Raw genomic sequence first — 15,740 nt, 5'->3', positions numbered from 1 at the left:
GTTCTTCTATTTCGGCGGCGATTGGAACTTCTCGAACCAGGCCAGGATGGCCGAGGCCTTGGCCGCCGATTGCGAGGGCCGAACGGCCAGGCCGCCGTGGCTGGCGCCCGGAACCTTGACCAGGGCCGTGGGCACGCCGCGCAGCTGCAGGGCCTGGTAGTACTGCTCGGACTCGGCCACCGGCGTGCGCAGGTCCTGGTCTCCGACCACGACGAGCGTCGGCGTCTTGACGTTGCCGACCAGCGACAGCGGCGAGCGCGCCCAGTAGCCCTGCGGGTCCTCCCACGGCATCTTGCCGAACCAGTAGGAGGCCATGAAGCTGTAGGCGTCGGTGGTCAGGACCTGGCTCGACCAGTTGATCACCGGCTTCTGGGTGGCCGCCGCGGCGAAGCGGTTGGTCTTGCCGACGATCCAGGCCGTCAGGGCGCCGCCGCCCGAACCGCCGGTGACGTAGAGGCGGTCGGTGTCGACGAAGCCCTTGGCGATGGCCGCGTCCACCGCGCTCATCAGGTCATCGTAGTCGTGGCTGGGATAGTTGCGGTCGATCTCGTTGGCGAAGGCCTCGCCGTAAGACGTCGAGCCGCGCGGGTTGGCGTAGACCACCACGTAGCCGGCCGCCGCATAGAGCTGGTTGTCGGTCGAGAAGCTGGGACCATAGGCCGAGAACGGGCCGCCGTGGATCTCGAGGATCAGCGGATACTTTCTGGCCGGGTCGAAATTGGGCGGGGTGACGATCCAGGCGCCGATGTCCTTGCCGTCGAACGACGACTTGACTGGGAGGGCCTCGACCTTGCCCAGGGTCTTGGCGCCCAGCAGGTCGGCGTTGAGCGCGGTCAGCCGCCTGGCCTCGCCGCCCTTGCGGGCGATCGCGACGTCGGAGGGACGGCTGGTCGAGCCTTGGGTGAAGGCCACGGTCCCGTCGCGCGCGACGCTGAACGCGCCGCCGCTGTAAGGGCGGTCCAGGCCCGCGCCGGTCAGGCCGGTGACCACCGTCTCGATCTTGCCCGACAGGTCCGCGCGGGCGACGCGGACCGAGCCGTTCTCGTCATAGGAGACGTACAGGCTGCGACCGTCAGCCGACCAGACCGGGTTGTCGATCGAGCGGTCCAGATCGCCGGTCAGGACGCGGCTGTTCCCGCCGTCGATGTCCATCACGTAGAGGCGGGTGTTCTCGTAGCCCCGGCGGCGGGCGTCGTCATAACCGACATAGGCCACCTGCCGGCCGTCGGGCGACACCACCGGATTGGCGTCGGGGCCGACGCGGGTGGTCAGGGCCTTCAGCGAACCGTCGGCGAGGGTCAGGCGCCAGATCTCGGCCTCGGCCGGGTTGCGCTCCCAGCCCTCGGCGCGGTTGGCCGAGAACAGCAGGTAGCGGCCGTCCTTGGTGAAGGACAGCGGACCACGGTCGTCGAACTTGCCGAAGGTCAGCTGGCGCGGCGCCCCGCCCTCGGCCGAGACAGTGTAGATTTTCGAGAAACCCGCCTTCAGCGTGCCCTCGCCGTCGCCCCGGAAGGTGACGCGGGTCTCGACGGTCAGCGGCGGGGCCCACTTGGCGTTCTCCGGCTTGCCCTCGGGGGCCGAGCCCAGCTTGGCGCCGTCGTCGGCGGTCAGCATGGTGAAGGCGATGGTCTTGCCGTCGGGCGACCAGGTCAGGTCGCTGGGCGCCTCGACCAGGGTCGCCAGGCGCGCGGTGCGTCCCGTGGCGACCCACTGCACGTAGAGCTGCGCGCCGGCGTCGGGCGTCACCAGCACATAGGCCAGGCGCTGGCCATCGGGCGACCAGCGCGGCGACATGGCCGAGCCTTGCCCCGCCACCAGCGGCGTCTGGGCGCCGGTCTTCGTATCGACCAGCCAGATCGAGCGCACGGCGCGGTCGACCATGATGTCGTTGGAGGCCCGGACATAGGCGATCAGGTCGCCGTCGGGACGGATCTGCGGATCGGAAGCGACTTCCAGGCCGAACAGGTCACGGCCGGTGAACAGCGCCTGGGGCGCCTCGCGAACGGCGGCGGCGCTGGCCATCGGGCTCGCCGCCGCCAGGGCCAGCAGCGAAACGAGCAGCAATTTTTTGGGGCGGCGCATGGACGATCCTGGCGAAGCTTTCGAAAGAAGGGGTGGATACTGCCGCGCTCGCGGCCAGCGTCCACCCCTAATTGCAGGCCTCGCGCAAGGATCTTGCGCGGAGCCCTTAGCCGGCCTTCAGCGCCAGCGAGGCCGACTTGAGGCCCGGAGCAGAGGCCAGGACCCGGACCTCACCGGCCTGACCGCGCCTGGTGCGGACGATTACCTGCGCCAGGCCGTTGAAGACCTTGCGCTGGCTGGCGACGTCGCTTTCGTGACTGGTCGGGTTGCCGTTGCCGACGCCGATCACCTCGCCGGGGCCCGCCACCGCGAAGGTGACCAGATCTTCGGCCTTGGGCACGACGCGGCCCTTGGCGTCCACGACCTCGACCTTGAGGATGCCGACGTCCTGGCCGTCGGCGGCCAGCGCCGAGCGGTCGGTGGTCAGGCGCACGGCGGCGGCGGGACCGGCGGTCTCGCGGCGCTGGCGCAGGATCACCTTGCCGTTCTTGTAGCCGTGGGCCTCGATCACGCCCGGGGCGTAGGGCACCGACCATTCGACGTGGTGGTTGGCCTTCACCTCGCGCACGCCTTGGCTCTTGCCGTTCAAGAAGAGCTCGACCTTGTCGCAGTTGCTGTGAACCCAGACCGGAACGGGCTTGCCTTCCTGGCCCTCCCAGTTCCAGTGAGGGAACAGGTGCAGCAGCGGCTCCTTCTTCCACCAGGCGCGGTAGTAATAATAGTTGTCCTTCGGGAAGCCGCAGGTGTCGAGCGCGCCGAAGTGCGAGCTGATGCTGGGCCAGCGGTTGAAGGGCGTCGGCTCGCCGCGATAGTCGAAGCCGGTCCAGATGAAGCCGCCGGCCATCCACGGACGGTCGGCCGCGTGGCTCCACCACTTCTCGGCCGTGGTCGCCCACCAGGGGTGGTCGGTGTCGTAGGCCGGGACGTAGCTCTTGGCGTCGCTGCGCAGGTATTCGCCGCGCGTGGTGACCGTGCTGCCGCTCTCGCTGCCGATGATCGGCAGGTTCGGGAAGCGGGCGTGGAAGTCGTCCATCTTCTCGTGGCGGTAGTTGAAGCCGATGACGTCCAGCTCGCTGGTGATGCCCTCGCCGAAGCCCGTGTCCATGGCGGCGGTGACGCCGCGGGTCGGATCCAGGCGGTTGACCAGACGCTTCATGGTCTTGGCCACCTTGCGGCCGCGCGCCGTTCCCTGCTGCGGCTCTTCGTTGCCGATCGACCATAGGATGATGCAGGGGTGGTTACGGTCGCGGCGGATCAGCCGTTCCATCTCGTCCAGCGAGGTCGGATCGCTGGACATGCGGCGGGTCTCGGCGATGAACAGCATGCCCAGGCGATCGCAGGCGTCCATCAGCTCGGGCGTGGCCGGGTTGTGCGAGGCGCGATAGGCGTTGCAGCCCATCGACTGCAGCTGCTCGATCCGCCAGACCTGCAGGGTGTCGGGGATGCCAGCGCCGACGCCGGCGTGGTCCTGGTGGTTGCAGGTCCCCTGCAGCTTGACGTGCTTGTCGTTGAGGAACAGGCCTTCCTTCGGGTCGAACCGCACCGAGCGCACGCCGAAGGTCGTGGCGTAGCGGTCGACCACCGCGCCGCCCAGCTTCACCTCGGTGAGCAGGGTATAGAGGTGCGGGTTCTCCAGCGACCACAGCACCGGATTGGCCAGGGTCACGGTCTGCGACAGCGACTGGCGCTGCCAGCCCGGCAGGCGGCCGGCGGCGGGCGCCACGGCCAGAGCCGGCTTTCCGGCGCCGTCGAGCACGGTGTGGACCAGGCTGAACTCGACGGCCTGGTCGCCTTCGTTGATCAGGTCGGTCTCGATCTCCAGCGTGCCGTCGACCTTGGCCTTCACGAACACGCCCCACTGGGGCACGTGCACCGGGGCGGTCTTCACCAGCCAGACGTGGCGATAGATGCCCGCGCCCTCGTAGAACCAGCCTTCGCCCAGGCTGGCGTCGACGCGCACGGTGATCAGGTTCTCGCCGCCGATATTGGCGACGTCGGTGATGTCGACGCGGAAGCTGGCGTAACCGCTTTCCTCGCTCTCGAGGACGTAGCCGTTCACCATCACCACGGCGTCGCGCATGACGCCGTCGAACTCGATCGACAAGCGCGTGCCGGTCTCGACCGCCGGCAGGGTGAACTTCTTGCGGTACCAGCCGATGCTGTTCTGCGGGAACTCGCGGCCGATGGCCTTGTAGCCGTGGGCGGCGCGCAGGTCCTCGTCATCGGGCTTGCCGCTGGGCTTGTAGTCGGGGTTGTTCTCGAACGGCAGGGTCACGGCCCAGTCGTGGGGCACGGTCACCGGGGTCCAGGCGCTGTCGTCGAAGTCCTTCTGGGCGGCGGCGGCCACCCACCAGTTCGGCGCATCGGCGCCGGCCTTGGCATAGGTGCGCTGGTTGGCGCCGTAGCCGAAGTCGCGGGCCGGATCCTGGGCGTGGCCCAGGTGGAACTTCCAGTCGAAGTCCAGGCTGGTGCGTTCGCGCGGGCCAAGATCGACGACGACCGGCGCCGCCTTCCGGGCGGGCGCGGCGGCGGGCTTGGCGGCGTTGGTGGAAGACGCGGCGGCGAAGGCGGCGACGCCTGCGGTGGCGGCCAGGGCTTGCCGGCGGCTGAACTCGACCATCGGGGACCTCTCGTAAGCAAAAGAAAGGGGAGGAAGCGGCGAGGCTCCCTCCCCTAGCAAAGGATCGTCGGGGAGGAATGACGTCCTGGAATGAAGTCCCCTCGCCGAGGCGAGGGGAAGGATGGACGGACTTAGAACTTGACCGTGACGTCCATCAGGAAGCGACGACCATAGATGTCGTAGCGGCCCAGACGGTTCTCGTCGCCATCGCGATAGGTGCGCATGGCGCGGTTGGTCAGGTTGTTGGCCTGGAAACGAACCTGCACCATCTCGTTGACCTGGTAGGAGGTGCTGAAGTCCAGGGTCTTCTCGGTGCCCAGGGTCTGCAGTTCCGAACCGTTCCAACCGTAAATCACGGTCATCGGGCTATGGTACTTGTAGCCCAGGCGGGCTTCGATCGGACCGTTGGAGTACCAGAGGTCGACCGTCGCGGTGTGCTTGGCAAGGCCCGTCAGGGACAGCGGCTTGGTCGACGGCGTCATCTCGTTCAGGTCGGAGTCGACATAGGCGTAGTTCGAGTAGATGCCGAACTTGTCCAGGCCCGAGGGGAGGAAGAAGAACGGCGTCTGGAAGGTCGCCTCGACGCCCTGGATGTAACCGCCGCCGCCGTTGACCGGGGTCGCAACGGCATAGGTCGTGCCGTTGTAGGTCTCGGGCGTCTGGGTCCAGCCGATGTAGGTGTCGACGTCCTTGTAGTAGTAGGCCAGGGCCACCAGGGCTTCAGGACGGAAGTACCACTCGCCCGACAGGTCGAACTGGACGGCCTTGAACGGCTTCAGGTCCGGGTTGCCGCCCGCGCCGGTGTACGGCGCCCAGGTGGTCAGGGTCTTGCTGGCGCGCAGTTCGTCCAGCGGCGGACGGGCCACGACCTGCGACAGGCCCAGGCGCACCACCTTGCCGTCGCCGAAGTCGAACTTGGCGTTCGCCGAGGGCAGGACGTCGGTGTAGTCGTTGTCGACCGTCACGGCGGTGAACGTGTCGGCGCCGGCGTCCTGACGATAGCCGTCGCTGCTGGTCTTGGTCGTGACCACGCGCACGCCGACGTTACCCGTCAGCCACGAACCGGCGAAGCTGTCGGTGGCGAAGTTCAGCTTGGCGTAGGCCTCGCCGACCTTCTCGTTGACCTTCCAGCGCTGGGCCAGGTTGTCGCGGGCGTTGGCGTAGTTGAAGGCGTTGTCGCCGTAGAGCGAGCGCGCGACGGCGTCCAGATCGCCGGTGATGACGCCCGGAACGTTGAAGCCCCCGACCGTGTACGAGCTGAGCAGGTTGGTCGGCACGACCTTGGACTGCTGGCAGTTGCCCCACTGGTCCTGCACCGACGGGTCGTAGATGTTGCTCAGGTTGCCCGGGTTGGCGCAGACGAACCACTGGCCCTGGCTGTGGTCCTTGGTGCGGTCCGACACGCGGAAGCCGAATTGCAGGCTCTTGAACGTGCCCTGCAGGTCGCGGGTGAAGTCCAGCGCGCCGGCGACGAGTTCGTCGTTCAGATGCTCCAGACCGTCGTTCTGGCCGCCGTTGTCGCTGGCCTTGCCGTTCCACGAGGTCTGAGCCATCGACAGGGTGTCTTGGTTCGTGGTCACGGTCGGCTTGCGGCCGGCGCGAACGTCATAGCTCAGCACGAACGGCGTGACCGGCGAGGCGTCCATGCGGACGGCGCGCCAGTTGTTCTCGCGCTCGGCCTTCGAGTACGAGAGGTCGCCGACGATGGTCCACTGGTCCTTGTTCCACTTGCCGTTCAGGCCGGTGGCGAACAGGGTCTTGTCCTCGGTGTAGCGCGCCAGGATCGAGGTCAGGCTCGCGCCTGGCAGGGTCGCGGCGACCACGGCGTTGTTGACCAGGATATAGGAGGCGCCAGGAGCCTGGGTGTAGTCCCACTGGTTGCCGTTGCCCCAGTTGCCGCGGTTGCGGGCGTAGACGGCCTGATCCTGGTCTTCGCGGATCTTGATGTTCGAGTAGAGGGCGTCGAACTTCAGCTCGAAGCTGTCGGTCGGCTTCCACTGCAGGCCAGTAGAGACGCCGTCACGCTTCTGCTCGAGCTTCTTGACCTCCAGTTGCAGGCCCCACGGAGTGGCGTCGGCCACGCCGTCGTTGTTCAGGTCGCCGCTGGAGTCGCTGGCGCCGACGGGAGTGCGGATGTTGGAATCGTTCCAGCCCCAGCCTTGGAACGACACGTAGCCGTTCTTCTGCTTCTGCGAGGTCAGACCCAGCACCATGGCAAGGTCGTCGTTGAACTTGTGCACGAACGAGCCGCTGGCGCGGTAGCCGGTCTGGCCGTAGTTCGGAATGTCCTTGCCGCCGTCATAATAGACGGGGCCGGCGCGCAGCACGACCGACGGGCCGCGGTAGTCCAGCGGGTCGATCGTCTGGATGTTGATGGTGGCCGCGACGCCGCCGGCGATCAGGTCGGCCGACTGCGACTTGTAGACCTGCACGCCCTGAACGACTTCCGAGGGATAGACTTCCCAGCGGACGTTGCGGTCGGGCTCGGACGAGGCGACTTCACGGTTGTTGATGGTGCCCAGCACAAGGCGGGCGCCCAGGCCGCGGACCACCGCCTGGCTGTCGTTGCCGCGGTCGCGGGTGGCGTTCACGCCGGGAAGGCGGGCGATCGACTCGGCGATCGTCACGTCGGGCAGTTGGCCGATGTCCTTGGCCGAGATCGCCTCGACCACCTTGTCGGAGCCTTGCTTGACGCCCAGAGCGTCGCGCAGGCTCTTGCGCACGCCGGTGACGACGACTTCCTCGACCTGGGTGTCGGAAGCGGGAGCCGCGTCCTGCGCCCAGGCGGCGGACGAAACGGCGAGCAGGCTCAGACCGCTGGCGGCGGCGAGCAGCATGGATTGTCGGGTCATCTAGTTCCCCCAATTAGGACGCGACGCCTTCTGCGGGCGTGGCTGTCTTCTGGTTTTGCGGAGAGGACCGGCGTCCAACGGCCGGATCAGTGGGGCGCGACGGTCCGCGCCGAAGGAAACCACGTCTCTGACGGACGCTGACGCGCCGGCTCTGCGGACCGGCGCGCCAGTGCTATTTATCATATCAATCACATCTGACAAGCCGTCAGGGCTGGGCGGGCAACCGCACGGCGCTGGGCTTGGTCGAGATGGTCGCGGTAACAGCCGAAGCCGCCTCCACCGCTTCCGCCGTCGGAGCGGTGGCGACGGTCACCGAGGCGCCCGGCATCAGGCGCGTGCGATAGACGAAATCGGCGCCTTCGCGAACCATCGGGCGCGGACCCACCCCGCCCAGGAAGTCGCCGTCGATGAAGGCCGCCGGCTTGTCGCCCGCCGTCACCTTGAAGGTCGTCTCGACGGGCATGACGTAGGTCGAGGACAGCCACTTGATCCCCTGGACCGGCTGCCCCCTGAAGTCGAACAGGGTCGAGTTCTCCCAGTTCGAGCCCGTGCCCCAGCGCGTCTTGCACTTGGTCGAGACCCAGGACGGCTCCCAGTAGAAGACGCCCGTGCCGCCGCTGGCGAAGACCAGCTGGGTCAGGTCGATCAGGTACTTCTTCTGGCCTTCCTGAGTGGCCGGATAGCCGGGGATCAGGGAATCCTCGCCCAGCAGATTGGGCGAGCTGTCGGCGCCCTCGGTGGTGAAGGGATAGGACGTCTCGACCACCACCACGTCGGCCGCATAGGTGTGGCGCAGGCGGTTGATGGACTCGCCCAGTTGGGCCATCGAGCGCTTGGACCACTTGCTGTAGTAGCTGATGCCGATCATGTCGTAGTCGGTGACGCCGGCCTTGGCCGCGGCCGCGAACCAGTCCTCGACCGTGTCGGGCTGGGCGATGTGCAGCATCACCCGCGGGTTCTTCGAGCCCTTGGCGCCGGCGTCACGCACGGCCTTGATGCCGGCGTTGAACAGCAGCGCGTTGCGCTCCCAGTTGATCGGGTCCTTGGCCTTGGCCAGGCTCGAGACGATCTCGCCGTTGGTCTCGTTGCCCACCTGCACCAGGTCGGGCATCAGGCCCTGGGCGTCCAGCTTGGTCAGGGTGTCGTAGGTGAAGGCGTAGAGGGCCTTGGCCTGTTCCGGCGTCGACAGCTTTTCCCAGGCCTTGGGAGCCAGCTGCTTCTCACCGTCGGCCCAGTCGTCCGAATAGTGGAAGTCGAGCAGCACCTGCAGACCGGCGGCCTTGGCGCGCTTGATGCTCTTGGTGACGTCGGCGATGTTCGAATAGTTCGTCCACTGCGGGTCGTTCCACAGACGGATGCGGGCGATGTTCGAGCCGGCGTCCTTGAAGAACTGGTACTGCTCGACGGTCTTGTCGCCCGAGCGGTAGACCGCGCCGCAATCGTCCATCTCGTTGGCGTAGGAGATGTCGACGCCGAGATAGGTCTTCGGTTCAGCAGCGACCGCGGCGGTGGAGGCCATCAGGCCGGCGATTAGACCCAAGCCCAGCTTCCGAAGATGTCCCGACATGGCGAATGCTCCCGTTCTGTGTTCCCCGGCCACGATGAAGGCCCGGCCGGGATTTCGGCGCGGAATATCTTCGTATTGATATTACAAATCAACCCTCGGAACCGAGCGCGATCCTGACAAAGTTTTGCAGGGCGGGTGACGGCGTTTTCCCAGTCACTAGGCTGAGTTGCGCGATCGGCGTTCTCCCGGCGATGGGGCGGAAGACCACCCCGTCCAGCGCCAGCCGGGCCATCGACACCGGCACGATCGACACTCCCAGCTCGGCCGCGACCAGCGCCACCAGCGACAGCATCTGCGGCGCCGGCTGGCCTAAGGTCGGTTCGAAGCCGCTGCGGCGACAGGCCTCGACGGCCGCGTCATAGACCGTGGGTCCCAGGCCCCGCGGCGTCAGGATGAACGCCTCGGCCCGCAGGTCGTGCAGGTCCACCGCCTCGCCGGCCGCCGCCGGATGCGAGACCGGCAGCACCGCGACCATCTCCTCGCCGTCCAGGTCGTGGATCCGCAGGCCCTCCAGCTCGACCGCTCCCGGGCGGAGGAAGGCCGCGTCCAGCGCCCCCTCGGCGACCTCGGCCGCCAGATGGGTGCTGTTGGTCTCGGTCAGCGACAGCTCCACGTCCGGATAGCGTCGGCGATAGGCCCGCACCGAGGCCTGGACCGCGCGGTTCAGCACAGCCGAGCCGGTGAAGCCCAGACGCAGCGAGCCGCTCTCGCCTCGCGCCGCCTTCTGGGCCTGCAGGGCCGCCAGCTTGGCCTGGTCTGGCATATTGCGGACAGCGGCTTGGAACGCCCTGCCCGCCTCGGTCAATTGCGCCCCGGTCGGCAGCCGCCTGAACAGGGTCACGCCGAGCTCGGCCTCCAGATCCTTGATCTGCTGGCTCAGCGGCGGCTGGCCGATGCCGATCCGGGCGGCGGCCCGCGTGAAATGCCCCTCCTCGGCCACGGCCAGGAAGTAGCGGATGTGACGCAGTTCCACGTCATCTCCAAAAGCTATCGAAAATCCGATCGCCATATATTGGACTGTCGGAGGGCGGAGTTCTAGATCAACCCCATGACCGCCGCCGCCATCCTCGCCGCTTCTCCCGCCCGGGACGCCGGCCGCCTGCGCCGGATGTCGCTGGCCCTGTTCCTCGGCGGCTTCTCGACCTTCAGCCTGCTCTACTGCGTGCAGCCGCTGCTGCCGACCTTCGCGCACACCTTCGAGCTGTCGCCCGCCCATAGCGCCCTGGCCCTCTCGCTGAGCACCGCGACGCTCGCCGTCGCCATCCTCTTGGCCGGGGGCGCGGCCCAGCGGTTGAACCTCAAGACCCTGATGTTCGGCTCGATGGTGCTGGCGGCGGCCTGCAACATGGCGGCCGCCCTGGCCCCGACCTGGCCGCTGCTGCTCCTCGCCCGCGCCGCCGAGGGCCTGCTGCTGGGCGGCGTGCCCGCCGTGGCCATGACCTATCTGGCCGAGGAGACGCAAGCCTCTGACCTGGCCGCGGCAATGGGCCTCTACGTCGCCGGCACCGCCTTTGGCGGCATGGCCGGGCGGGTCGGCATGGGCCTGCTGCTGGCGAGCTTCGACTGGCGCATGGCCATGGCCGCCATCGGGGTCATCGACCTGGTGGCCGCCCTAGCCTTCTTCGCCCTGCTGCCCAAGCCCCGCCATGTCCGTGCGCCCGCGCCCGAGCGGCTGTCCGACCGCCTGCGTACCTGGAACGAGGCCTGGCGGCGGCCCGGCCTGCTGGCGCTGTTTACCCTCGGCTTCTGCCTGACCGGCGTGTTCGTGGCCTTGTTCAACTACGTCGAATTCCGGCTGGAAGGCGCGCCCTATCATCTTAGCCAGACCCAGGTCGGCCTGATCTTCCTGGTCTACGCCTTCGGGGTATGGTCATCCTCGACCGCCGGACGCCTGGCCGAGCGCGACGGCCGCCGCCGACTGCTGCTGACCGGCCTCGCCGTCATGCTAGCTGGGATCGCCCTGACCCTGCCGACCAGCCTCGTCAGCGTCATCGCCGGCATCGCCCTTGTGACCACCGGCTTCTTCATCGCCCACGCGGTGGCCAGCGGCTGGGTCGGGCGGCTGGCCGGTCCGGCCAAGGGCCAGTCGGCGGCGTTGTACCTGCTGTTCTACTATGCCGGCTCCAGCCTGGCCGGCGCGGTCGGCGGCTGGTTCTGGCGCCATGGGGCCTGGCCCGCCGTCGCCGGCTTCACCGCCATGCTCGCCCTGGCCGGCGTCGTCCTGGCCCTGCGCATTCCCTCGGAAGACCCGTCATGACCGACCGCCAAGCCCTTGTCTTCCTGCCCGGCCTGCTATGCGACGCCCGCCTGTGGCGCGACCAGGCCGACGGCCTCGCCGATATCGCCGAGCCGATCATCGCCGACCTGACCTTGGACGACAGCGTCACGGCCATGGCCCAGCGCGTGCTCGCGGCCGCGCCGCCGACCTTCGCCCTGGCCGGCCTGTCCATGGGCGGCTACGTCGCCTTCGAGATCCTGCGCCAGGCGCCGCACCGCGTGGAGCGCCTGGCCCTGCTGGCCACCAGCGCCGCCCCCGACACGCCCGCCCGCGCCGAGAGCCGCCGCCGCGCCATGGCAGCGCTGGAAGTCGGCCGCTTCCTGGGGGTCACCCAGCGCATGCTGCCCCAACTCCTCCACGTCTCGCGCCTGGACGAGCCGCTGGGCGCCGAGGTCAAGGCCATGGCCGCGCGCGTCGGCGGCCCGGCCTTCCTGCGCCAGCAGCGCGCCATCCTCGGCCGGCCGGACTCCTTCCCGCTGCTGCCGTCGATCACGATCCCGACCCTGGTGGCGGTCGGCGACAGCGACCAACTGACCCCGCCGGCCGAGTCTCAGGCGATCCATGCCGCCATCCCCGGCTCGCGGCTGCACGTCTTCGAAGACTGCGGCCACCTGCCGGCCATGGAGCGCCCCGAGGAAACCACCGCCCTGCTGCGCGCCTGGCTGACGGAGGCCTCCAGATGACGACGTCTCGCAAGACGAAGCGATCGCGGTGCAGGTGCTGGAAAGCGAAGCCTTGGAAACGCACTGGCCGCGTCTGGACGCCTTCGAGGGCGCCGGCTACCGCAGGGTAAGCGTCACGGTCGAAACCGGGGCTGGTCCGTTCGAGGCCTGGATCTACGCCCTGGCCTGACCTCCTGGCGGGTTCGTCATGCCACCGGTGGCAGCACCGACCCGGCCAATCCCCGAAAATCGTCGTTCGCAGCCCCACGTTCCACGAAAGTTCCCCTTTACGGAAGCCGCGAGGCGCCTGCCATCATCCCCGCAACGATCAGCCGCGCGAAGCGGCGACGCTTTTCGAGGAGGATACGAGTATGGCTGACGCCGTAGCGACGTCAGGCGCCAAGAACGGAGAGACCGTTCAGCGCAAGGACGCATTGGTCATCGGCGCGGCGTCGGTGGGCACGGTCTTCGAGTGGTACGACTTCTACCTGTACGGCTCCCTGGCCACCTACATCACCCACCACTTCTTCTCGGGCGTGAACGAGACCACGGGCTACATCTTCGCCCTGCTGGCCTTCGCCGCAGGATTCGCGGTGCGGCCGTTCGGGGCATTGGTGTTCGGGCGCCTGGGCGACCTCTGGGGCCGCAAGAACACCTTCCTCGTCACCATGCTGCTGATGGGCCTGTCGACCTTCGTCGTCGGCCTGCTGCCCAGCTACGAGCAGATCGGCGTCGCCGCGCCCATAGCGCTCGTCCTGATGCGCCTGATCCAGGGCCTGGCGCTGGGCGGCGAGTACGGCGGCGCGGCGACCTATGTCGCCGAGCACGCACCGCACGGACGGCGCGGCTTCTACACCAGCTTCATCCAGATCACCGCGACCTTCGGCCTGTTCCTGAGCCTGGTGGTGATCCTGGCCACCCGCTCGACCGTCGGCGAGGACGCCTTCCAGGCTTTCGGCTGGCGCATTCCGTTCCTGATCTCGATCGCCCTGCTCGGCGTGTCGCTGTGGATCCGCCTGCAACTTTCCGAAAGCCCGTCGTTCCAGAAGATGGTCGACGAAGGCAAGGGCTCCAAGCAGCCCCTGAAGGACAGCTTCGCCCGCTGGGGCAACCTGAAGATCGTCATCCTGGCCCTGGTGGGCCTGACCGCCGGCCAGGCCGTGGTCTGGTACACCGGTCAGTTCTACGCCCTGTTCTTCATCGAGAAGATGCTCAAGGTCGACGGCGCCACGGCCAACACCCTCGTGGCCATCGCCCTGCTGATCGGCACGCCGTTCTTCGTGGTCTGCGGCTGGCTGTCGGACAAGATCGGCCGCAAGCCGATCATCATGCTGGGCTGTGCGCTGGCCGCCCTCACCTACTTCCCGCTGTTCAAAACCCTCACCGCCGCGGCCAACCCGCAACTGGCCGCCGCCACGGCCTCGGCCCCGGTCACGGTGATCGCCGATCCGGCCGACTGCTCGTTCCAGTTCGACCCCGTCGGCAAGACGGTGTTCAACACCTCCTGCGATCTTGCCAAGTCGTACCTGGCCAAGGCCGGCGTCAGCTACGAGAACCAGCCGGTCGCCGCCGGCGAGGTGGCCGAGGTCCGCATCGGCGAGACCACCCTGCCCTCGTTCCGTGGCGAGACCCTGTCGAAGGAACAGTTCGCCGTCGAGAAGAAGGCCTGGGAGGCCAAGCTCGGCGAAGCCCTGAAGACCGCCGGCTATCCCGAGAAGGCCGACCCGGCCAAGATCAACAAGCCGCTGGTGATCTTCGTCCTGACCCTGCTGGTGATCTACGTGACCATGGTCTACGGCCCGGTGGCGGCCATGCTGGTCGAGCTGTTCCCCACCAACATCCGCTACACCTCGATGAGCCTGCCCTACCATATCGGCAACGGCTGGTTCGGCGGCTTCCTGCCGACCACGGCCTTCGCCATGGTCGCGGCCACGGGCAACATCTACTACGGCCTCTGGTATCCGATCGTGGTGGCCGCCGTGACGGCGATCATCGGCATGCTGTTCCTGAAGGAAACCAAGGACGTCGACATCGAGGCCTGATCGGCTTCGACGAACTTCCCGAAGGGGGCGCCGCGAGCGCCCCCTTCTTCGTTTCAGGGCCTAAGCGAGAAGGGCACCCAGCGGCGGTCGTCCTCGAACACCTCGAAGGCCCGGTCCACCGGCGGGAAGGCGCGCTGGGAGCAGTCGTCCCGCTCGCAGATCCGGCAGCTGACCCCGATCGGCGCCGACGGCCCCGCAAGGTCCAGTCCGTCAGCATAGACCAGCTGGTCGGCGTAAGCCGCCTCGCAGCCCAGGCCCAGGGCGTAGCGCCGCTCGGCCTGGCGATAGGCGCCCGAAGGCTTCACCACCCCGCGGGCGATGCAGACATAGCGGACGGCGTCGGGCATCTGCGCCAGTTGCACCAGCCAGGCGTCGGGCCGCGCAAAGGCGTCGTGGACGTTCCACAGCGGGCAGGCCCCGCCAAAGCGGGCGAACTGCAGGCGCGTGGCGCTGTGGCGCTTGGTGATGTTGCCGGCCCGGTCCAGTCGCACGAAGTAGAAAGGCACGCCCCGCGCGCCCGGCCGCTGCAGTGTCGACAGGCGATGGAACACCTGCTCCAGGCTGGTCTGGAACGAGAGCGCCAGGCGCTCGATATCGTGCCGCGCCGCCCGCGCCGCCTCGCGGAACCGCTCGTAGGGCAAGACGAGCGCGCCGGCGGCGTAGTTCAGCAGACCTGTACGGCAGACCTTGGCGGCGCTGTCGCTGCGAAAGCCCGCCGCCGACAGCTCGGCCTCGACGATGTCGGGCAAGGTGAGCGCGGCGATCTGATAGGCCAGTTGGAAGCTGCGCGTCGCCTCCGGATGGGCCGCGCCGATGGTCACCGTCCGGCTGGCGGCGTCCCAGTGGCGCAGCAGGTCGGGCTCGTCGCCGCGCACCACCCGCACGCCCAGGCGATCGGCCAGATACGCCTCCAGCGCCCGCTCGCCGCCCCCGCCGATCTCGGTCGCAAGGGTCTCCGCGGCGACGTCGAGGCTATGGATGTAGTTGTTCTTGTAGTGGAAGAAGTCGCGGACCTCTTCATAGGGCAACAGCGCGCTGGCCGCCCCGCGCTCGTCCAGCGAGACCGCCTCCTCGGTCGCCTTCAGCCGCTCGTCGAGGCGGCGATAGGCGCGGTGCAGATCGAGGTACGCCTTGGCGAGATTGGGCGTGTTGGCCACCGCCGCCTTGATCTCCGACAGGGCTGGCGGATCGCTCCCCATTGGTCCGCCGACGGGCGCGTCCGCCGTCGCCTCGCGCAGATCGGCGATCAGCCGCTGGTCGTCGGCGGCGTCCAGCGAGGCGGCGTCCACCTCGAACACCCGCATGACGTCGATCAGCACCCGGGCGGTGACCGGCCGCTGGTTGGCCTCGATCTGCGACAGGTAGCTGGCCGACAGGCCCAGCTGGGCGGCGCAGGCCTCCAGCTTCCAGCCCCTGGACTGGCGCAGCAGCCGCAGGCGCGGCCCGATGAACAGCTTCTCTCCCATTTCGCAACTTTGCTATTTCACAAAATGCAATTTCGCAAGCTCTCGCCAAAACCTCAATTCCCTTGAGAAGAACGGCCGACACCACGCAAAAAACGCTCTTTGCGACGTTCGCACATCGGGCTGGAGTCTTCCTTGCAGCACATTCTCGAAGAACTCGAACGCCGCCGGATC

Annotated in this window: 10 protein-coding genes; 4 read left to right on the top strand and 6 right to left on the bottom strand. The window is 68.0% G+C overall.

From position 1 onward, the window contains the following. Nucleotides 1-6 precede the first annotated feature (6 nt). From DDF67_RS22815 to DDF67_RS22795, 5 genes are all read right to left on the bottom strand, one after another. Nucleotides 7-2,082, bottom strand: a complete 2,076-nt coding sequence (locus DDF67_RS22815; protein ID WP_109455080.1) for a S9 family peptidase — start codon at nt 2,080-2,082, stop codon at nt 7-9. Nucleotides 2,083-2,188: 106 nt separating this feature from the next. Further along, nucleotides 2,189-4,702, bottom strand: coding sequence for a beta-galactosidase GalA (galA, locus tag DDF67_RS22810; protein ID WP_109455079.1), 2,514 nt, complete (start codon nt 4,700-4,702; stop codon nt 2,189-2,191). A gap of 131 nt (nt 4,703-4,833) precedes the next feature. Further along, on the bottom strand, nt 4,834-7,554 hold the full coding sequence (locus DDF67_RS22805) for a TonB-dependent receptor (protein ID WP_109455078.1): 2,721 nt from the start codon (nt 7,552-7,554) through the stop codon (nt 4,834-4,836). A gap of 205 nt (nt 7,555-7,759) precedes the next feature. Next, nucleotides 7,760-9,121 (bottom strand): glycoside hydrolase family 53 protein, encoded by a 1,362-nt coding sequence (locus DDF67_RS22800; protein ID WP_109455077.1) that lies wholly within the window; start codon nt 9,119-9,121, stop codon nt 7,760-7,762. 88 nt (nt 9,122-9,209) lie between these two features. Continuing rightward, the gene (locus DDF67_RS22795) at nt 9,210-10,094 is read right to left on the bottom strand and encodes a LysR family transcriptional regulator (protein WP_109455076.1); all 885 of its coding nucleotides are present in this window, start codon (nt 10,092-10,094) and stop codon (nt 9,210-9,212) included. Between the two features lie 75 nt (nt 10,095-10,169). Here DDF67_RS22795 and DDF67_RS22790 point away from each other — a divergent pair, with 75 nt between their 5' ends. The 4 genes from DDF67_RS22790 (at nt 10,170) to DDF67_RS22775 (ending at nt 14,103) form a co-directional block, all read left to right on the top strand. After that, the gene (locus DDF67_RS22790; RefSeq protein WP_109455075.1) at nt 10,170-11,378 is read left to right on the top strand and encodes an MFS transporter; all 1,209 of its coding nucleotides are present in this window, start codon (nt 10,170-10,172) and stop codon (nt 11,376-11,378) included. After that, nucleotides 11,375-12,082, top strand: a complete 708-nt coding sequence (locus tag DDF67_RS22785) for an alpha/beta fold hydrolase (RefSeq protein WP_109455074.1) — start codon at nt 11,375-11,377, stop codon at nt 12,080-12,082. The genes DDF67_RS22790 and DDF67_RS22785 overlap by 4 nt, the downstream gene beginning before the upstream one ends. A 28-nt stretch (nt 12,083-12,110) precedes the next feature. After that, on the top strand, nt 12,111-12,251 hold the full coding sequence (locus DDF67_RS22780; RefSeq protein ID WP_332888341.1) for a gamma-glutamylcyclotransferase family protein: 141 nt from the start codon (nt 12,111-12,113) through the stop codon (nt 12,249-12,251). A 181-nt stretch (nt 12,252-12,432) separates the two neighbouring features. Further along, complete coding sequence (locus DDF67_RS22775; protein WP_109455072.1) at nt 12,433-14,103, top strand: MFS transporter; 1,671 nt, start codon at nt 12,433-12,435, stop codon at nt 14,101-14,103. Between the two features lie 53 nt (nt 14,104-14,156). On the opposite strand, the gene DDF67_RS22770 is transcribed toward DDF67_RS22775, so the two are convergent. After that, a complete protein-coding gene (locus tag DDF67_RS22770; protein ID WP_109455071.1) occupies nt 14,157-15,569 on the bottom strand; it encodes a helix-turn-helix domain-containing protein in 1,413 nt (470 codons plus the stop codon). Nucleotides 15,570-15,740: the final 171 nt, after the last annotated feature.

The organism is Caulobacter endophyticus (assembly GCF_003116815.1).
In the GTDB taxonomy this organism is placed as follows: domain Bacteria; phylum Pseudomonadota; class Alphaproteobacteria; order Caulobacterales; family Caulobacteraceae; genus Caulobacter; species Caulobacter endophyticus.
This window is presented reverse-complemented; position numbering and strand designations above follow the sequence as displayed.

What these genes read in the sequence shown, in the direction of transcription:
- DDF67_RS22770 (WP_109455071.1), bottom strand. Translation starts at nt 15,569, where the DNA reads ATGGGAGAGAAGCTGTTCATCGGGCCGCGCCTGCGGCTGCTGCGCCAG.
- DDF67_RS22790 (WP_109455075.1), top strand. Translation starts at nt 10,170, where the DNA reads ATGACCGCCGCCGCCATCCTCGCCGCTTCTCCCGCCCGGGACGCCGGC.
- DDF67_RS22800 (WP_109455077.1), bottom strand. Translation starts at nt 9,121, where the DNA reads ATGTCGGGACATCTTCGGAAGCTGGGCTTGGGTCTAATCGCCGGCCTG.
- galA (WP_109455079.1), bottom strand. Translation starts at nt 4,702, where the DNA reads ATGGTCGAGTTCAGCCGCCGGCAAGCCCTGGCCGCCACCGCAGGCGTC.
- DDF67_RS22815 (WP_109455080.1), bottom strand. Translation starts at nt 2,082, where the DNA reads ATGCGCCGCCCCAAAAAATTGCTGCTCGTTTCGCTGCTGGCCCTGGCG.
- DDF67_RS22785 (WP_109455074.1), top strand. Translation starts at nt 11,375, where the DNA reads ATGACCGACCGCCAAGCCCTTGTCTTCCTGCCCGGCCTGCTATGCGAC.
- DDF67_RS22775 (WP_109455072.1), top strand. Translation starts at nt 12,433, where the DNA reads ATGGCTGACGCCGTAGCGACGTCAGGCGCCAAGAACGGAGAGACCGTT.
- DDF67_RS22805 (WP_109455078.1), bottom strand. Translation starts at nt 7,554, where the DNA reads ATGACCCGACAATCCATGCTGCTCGCCGCCGCCAGCGGTCTGAGCCTG.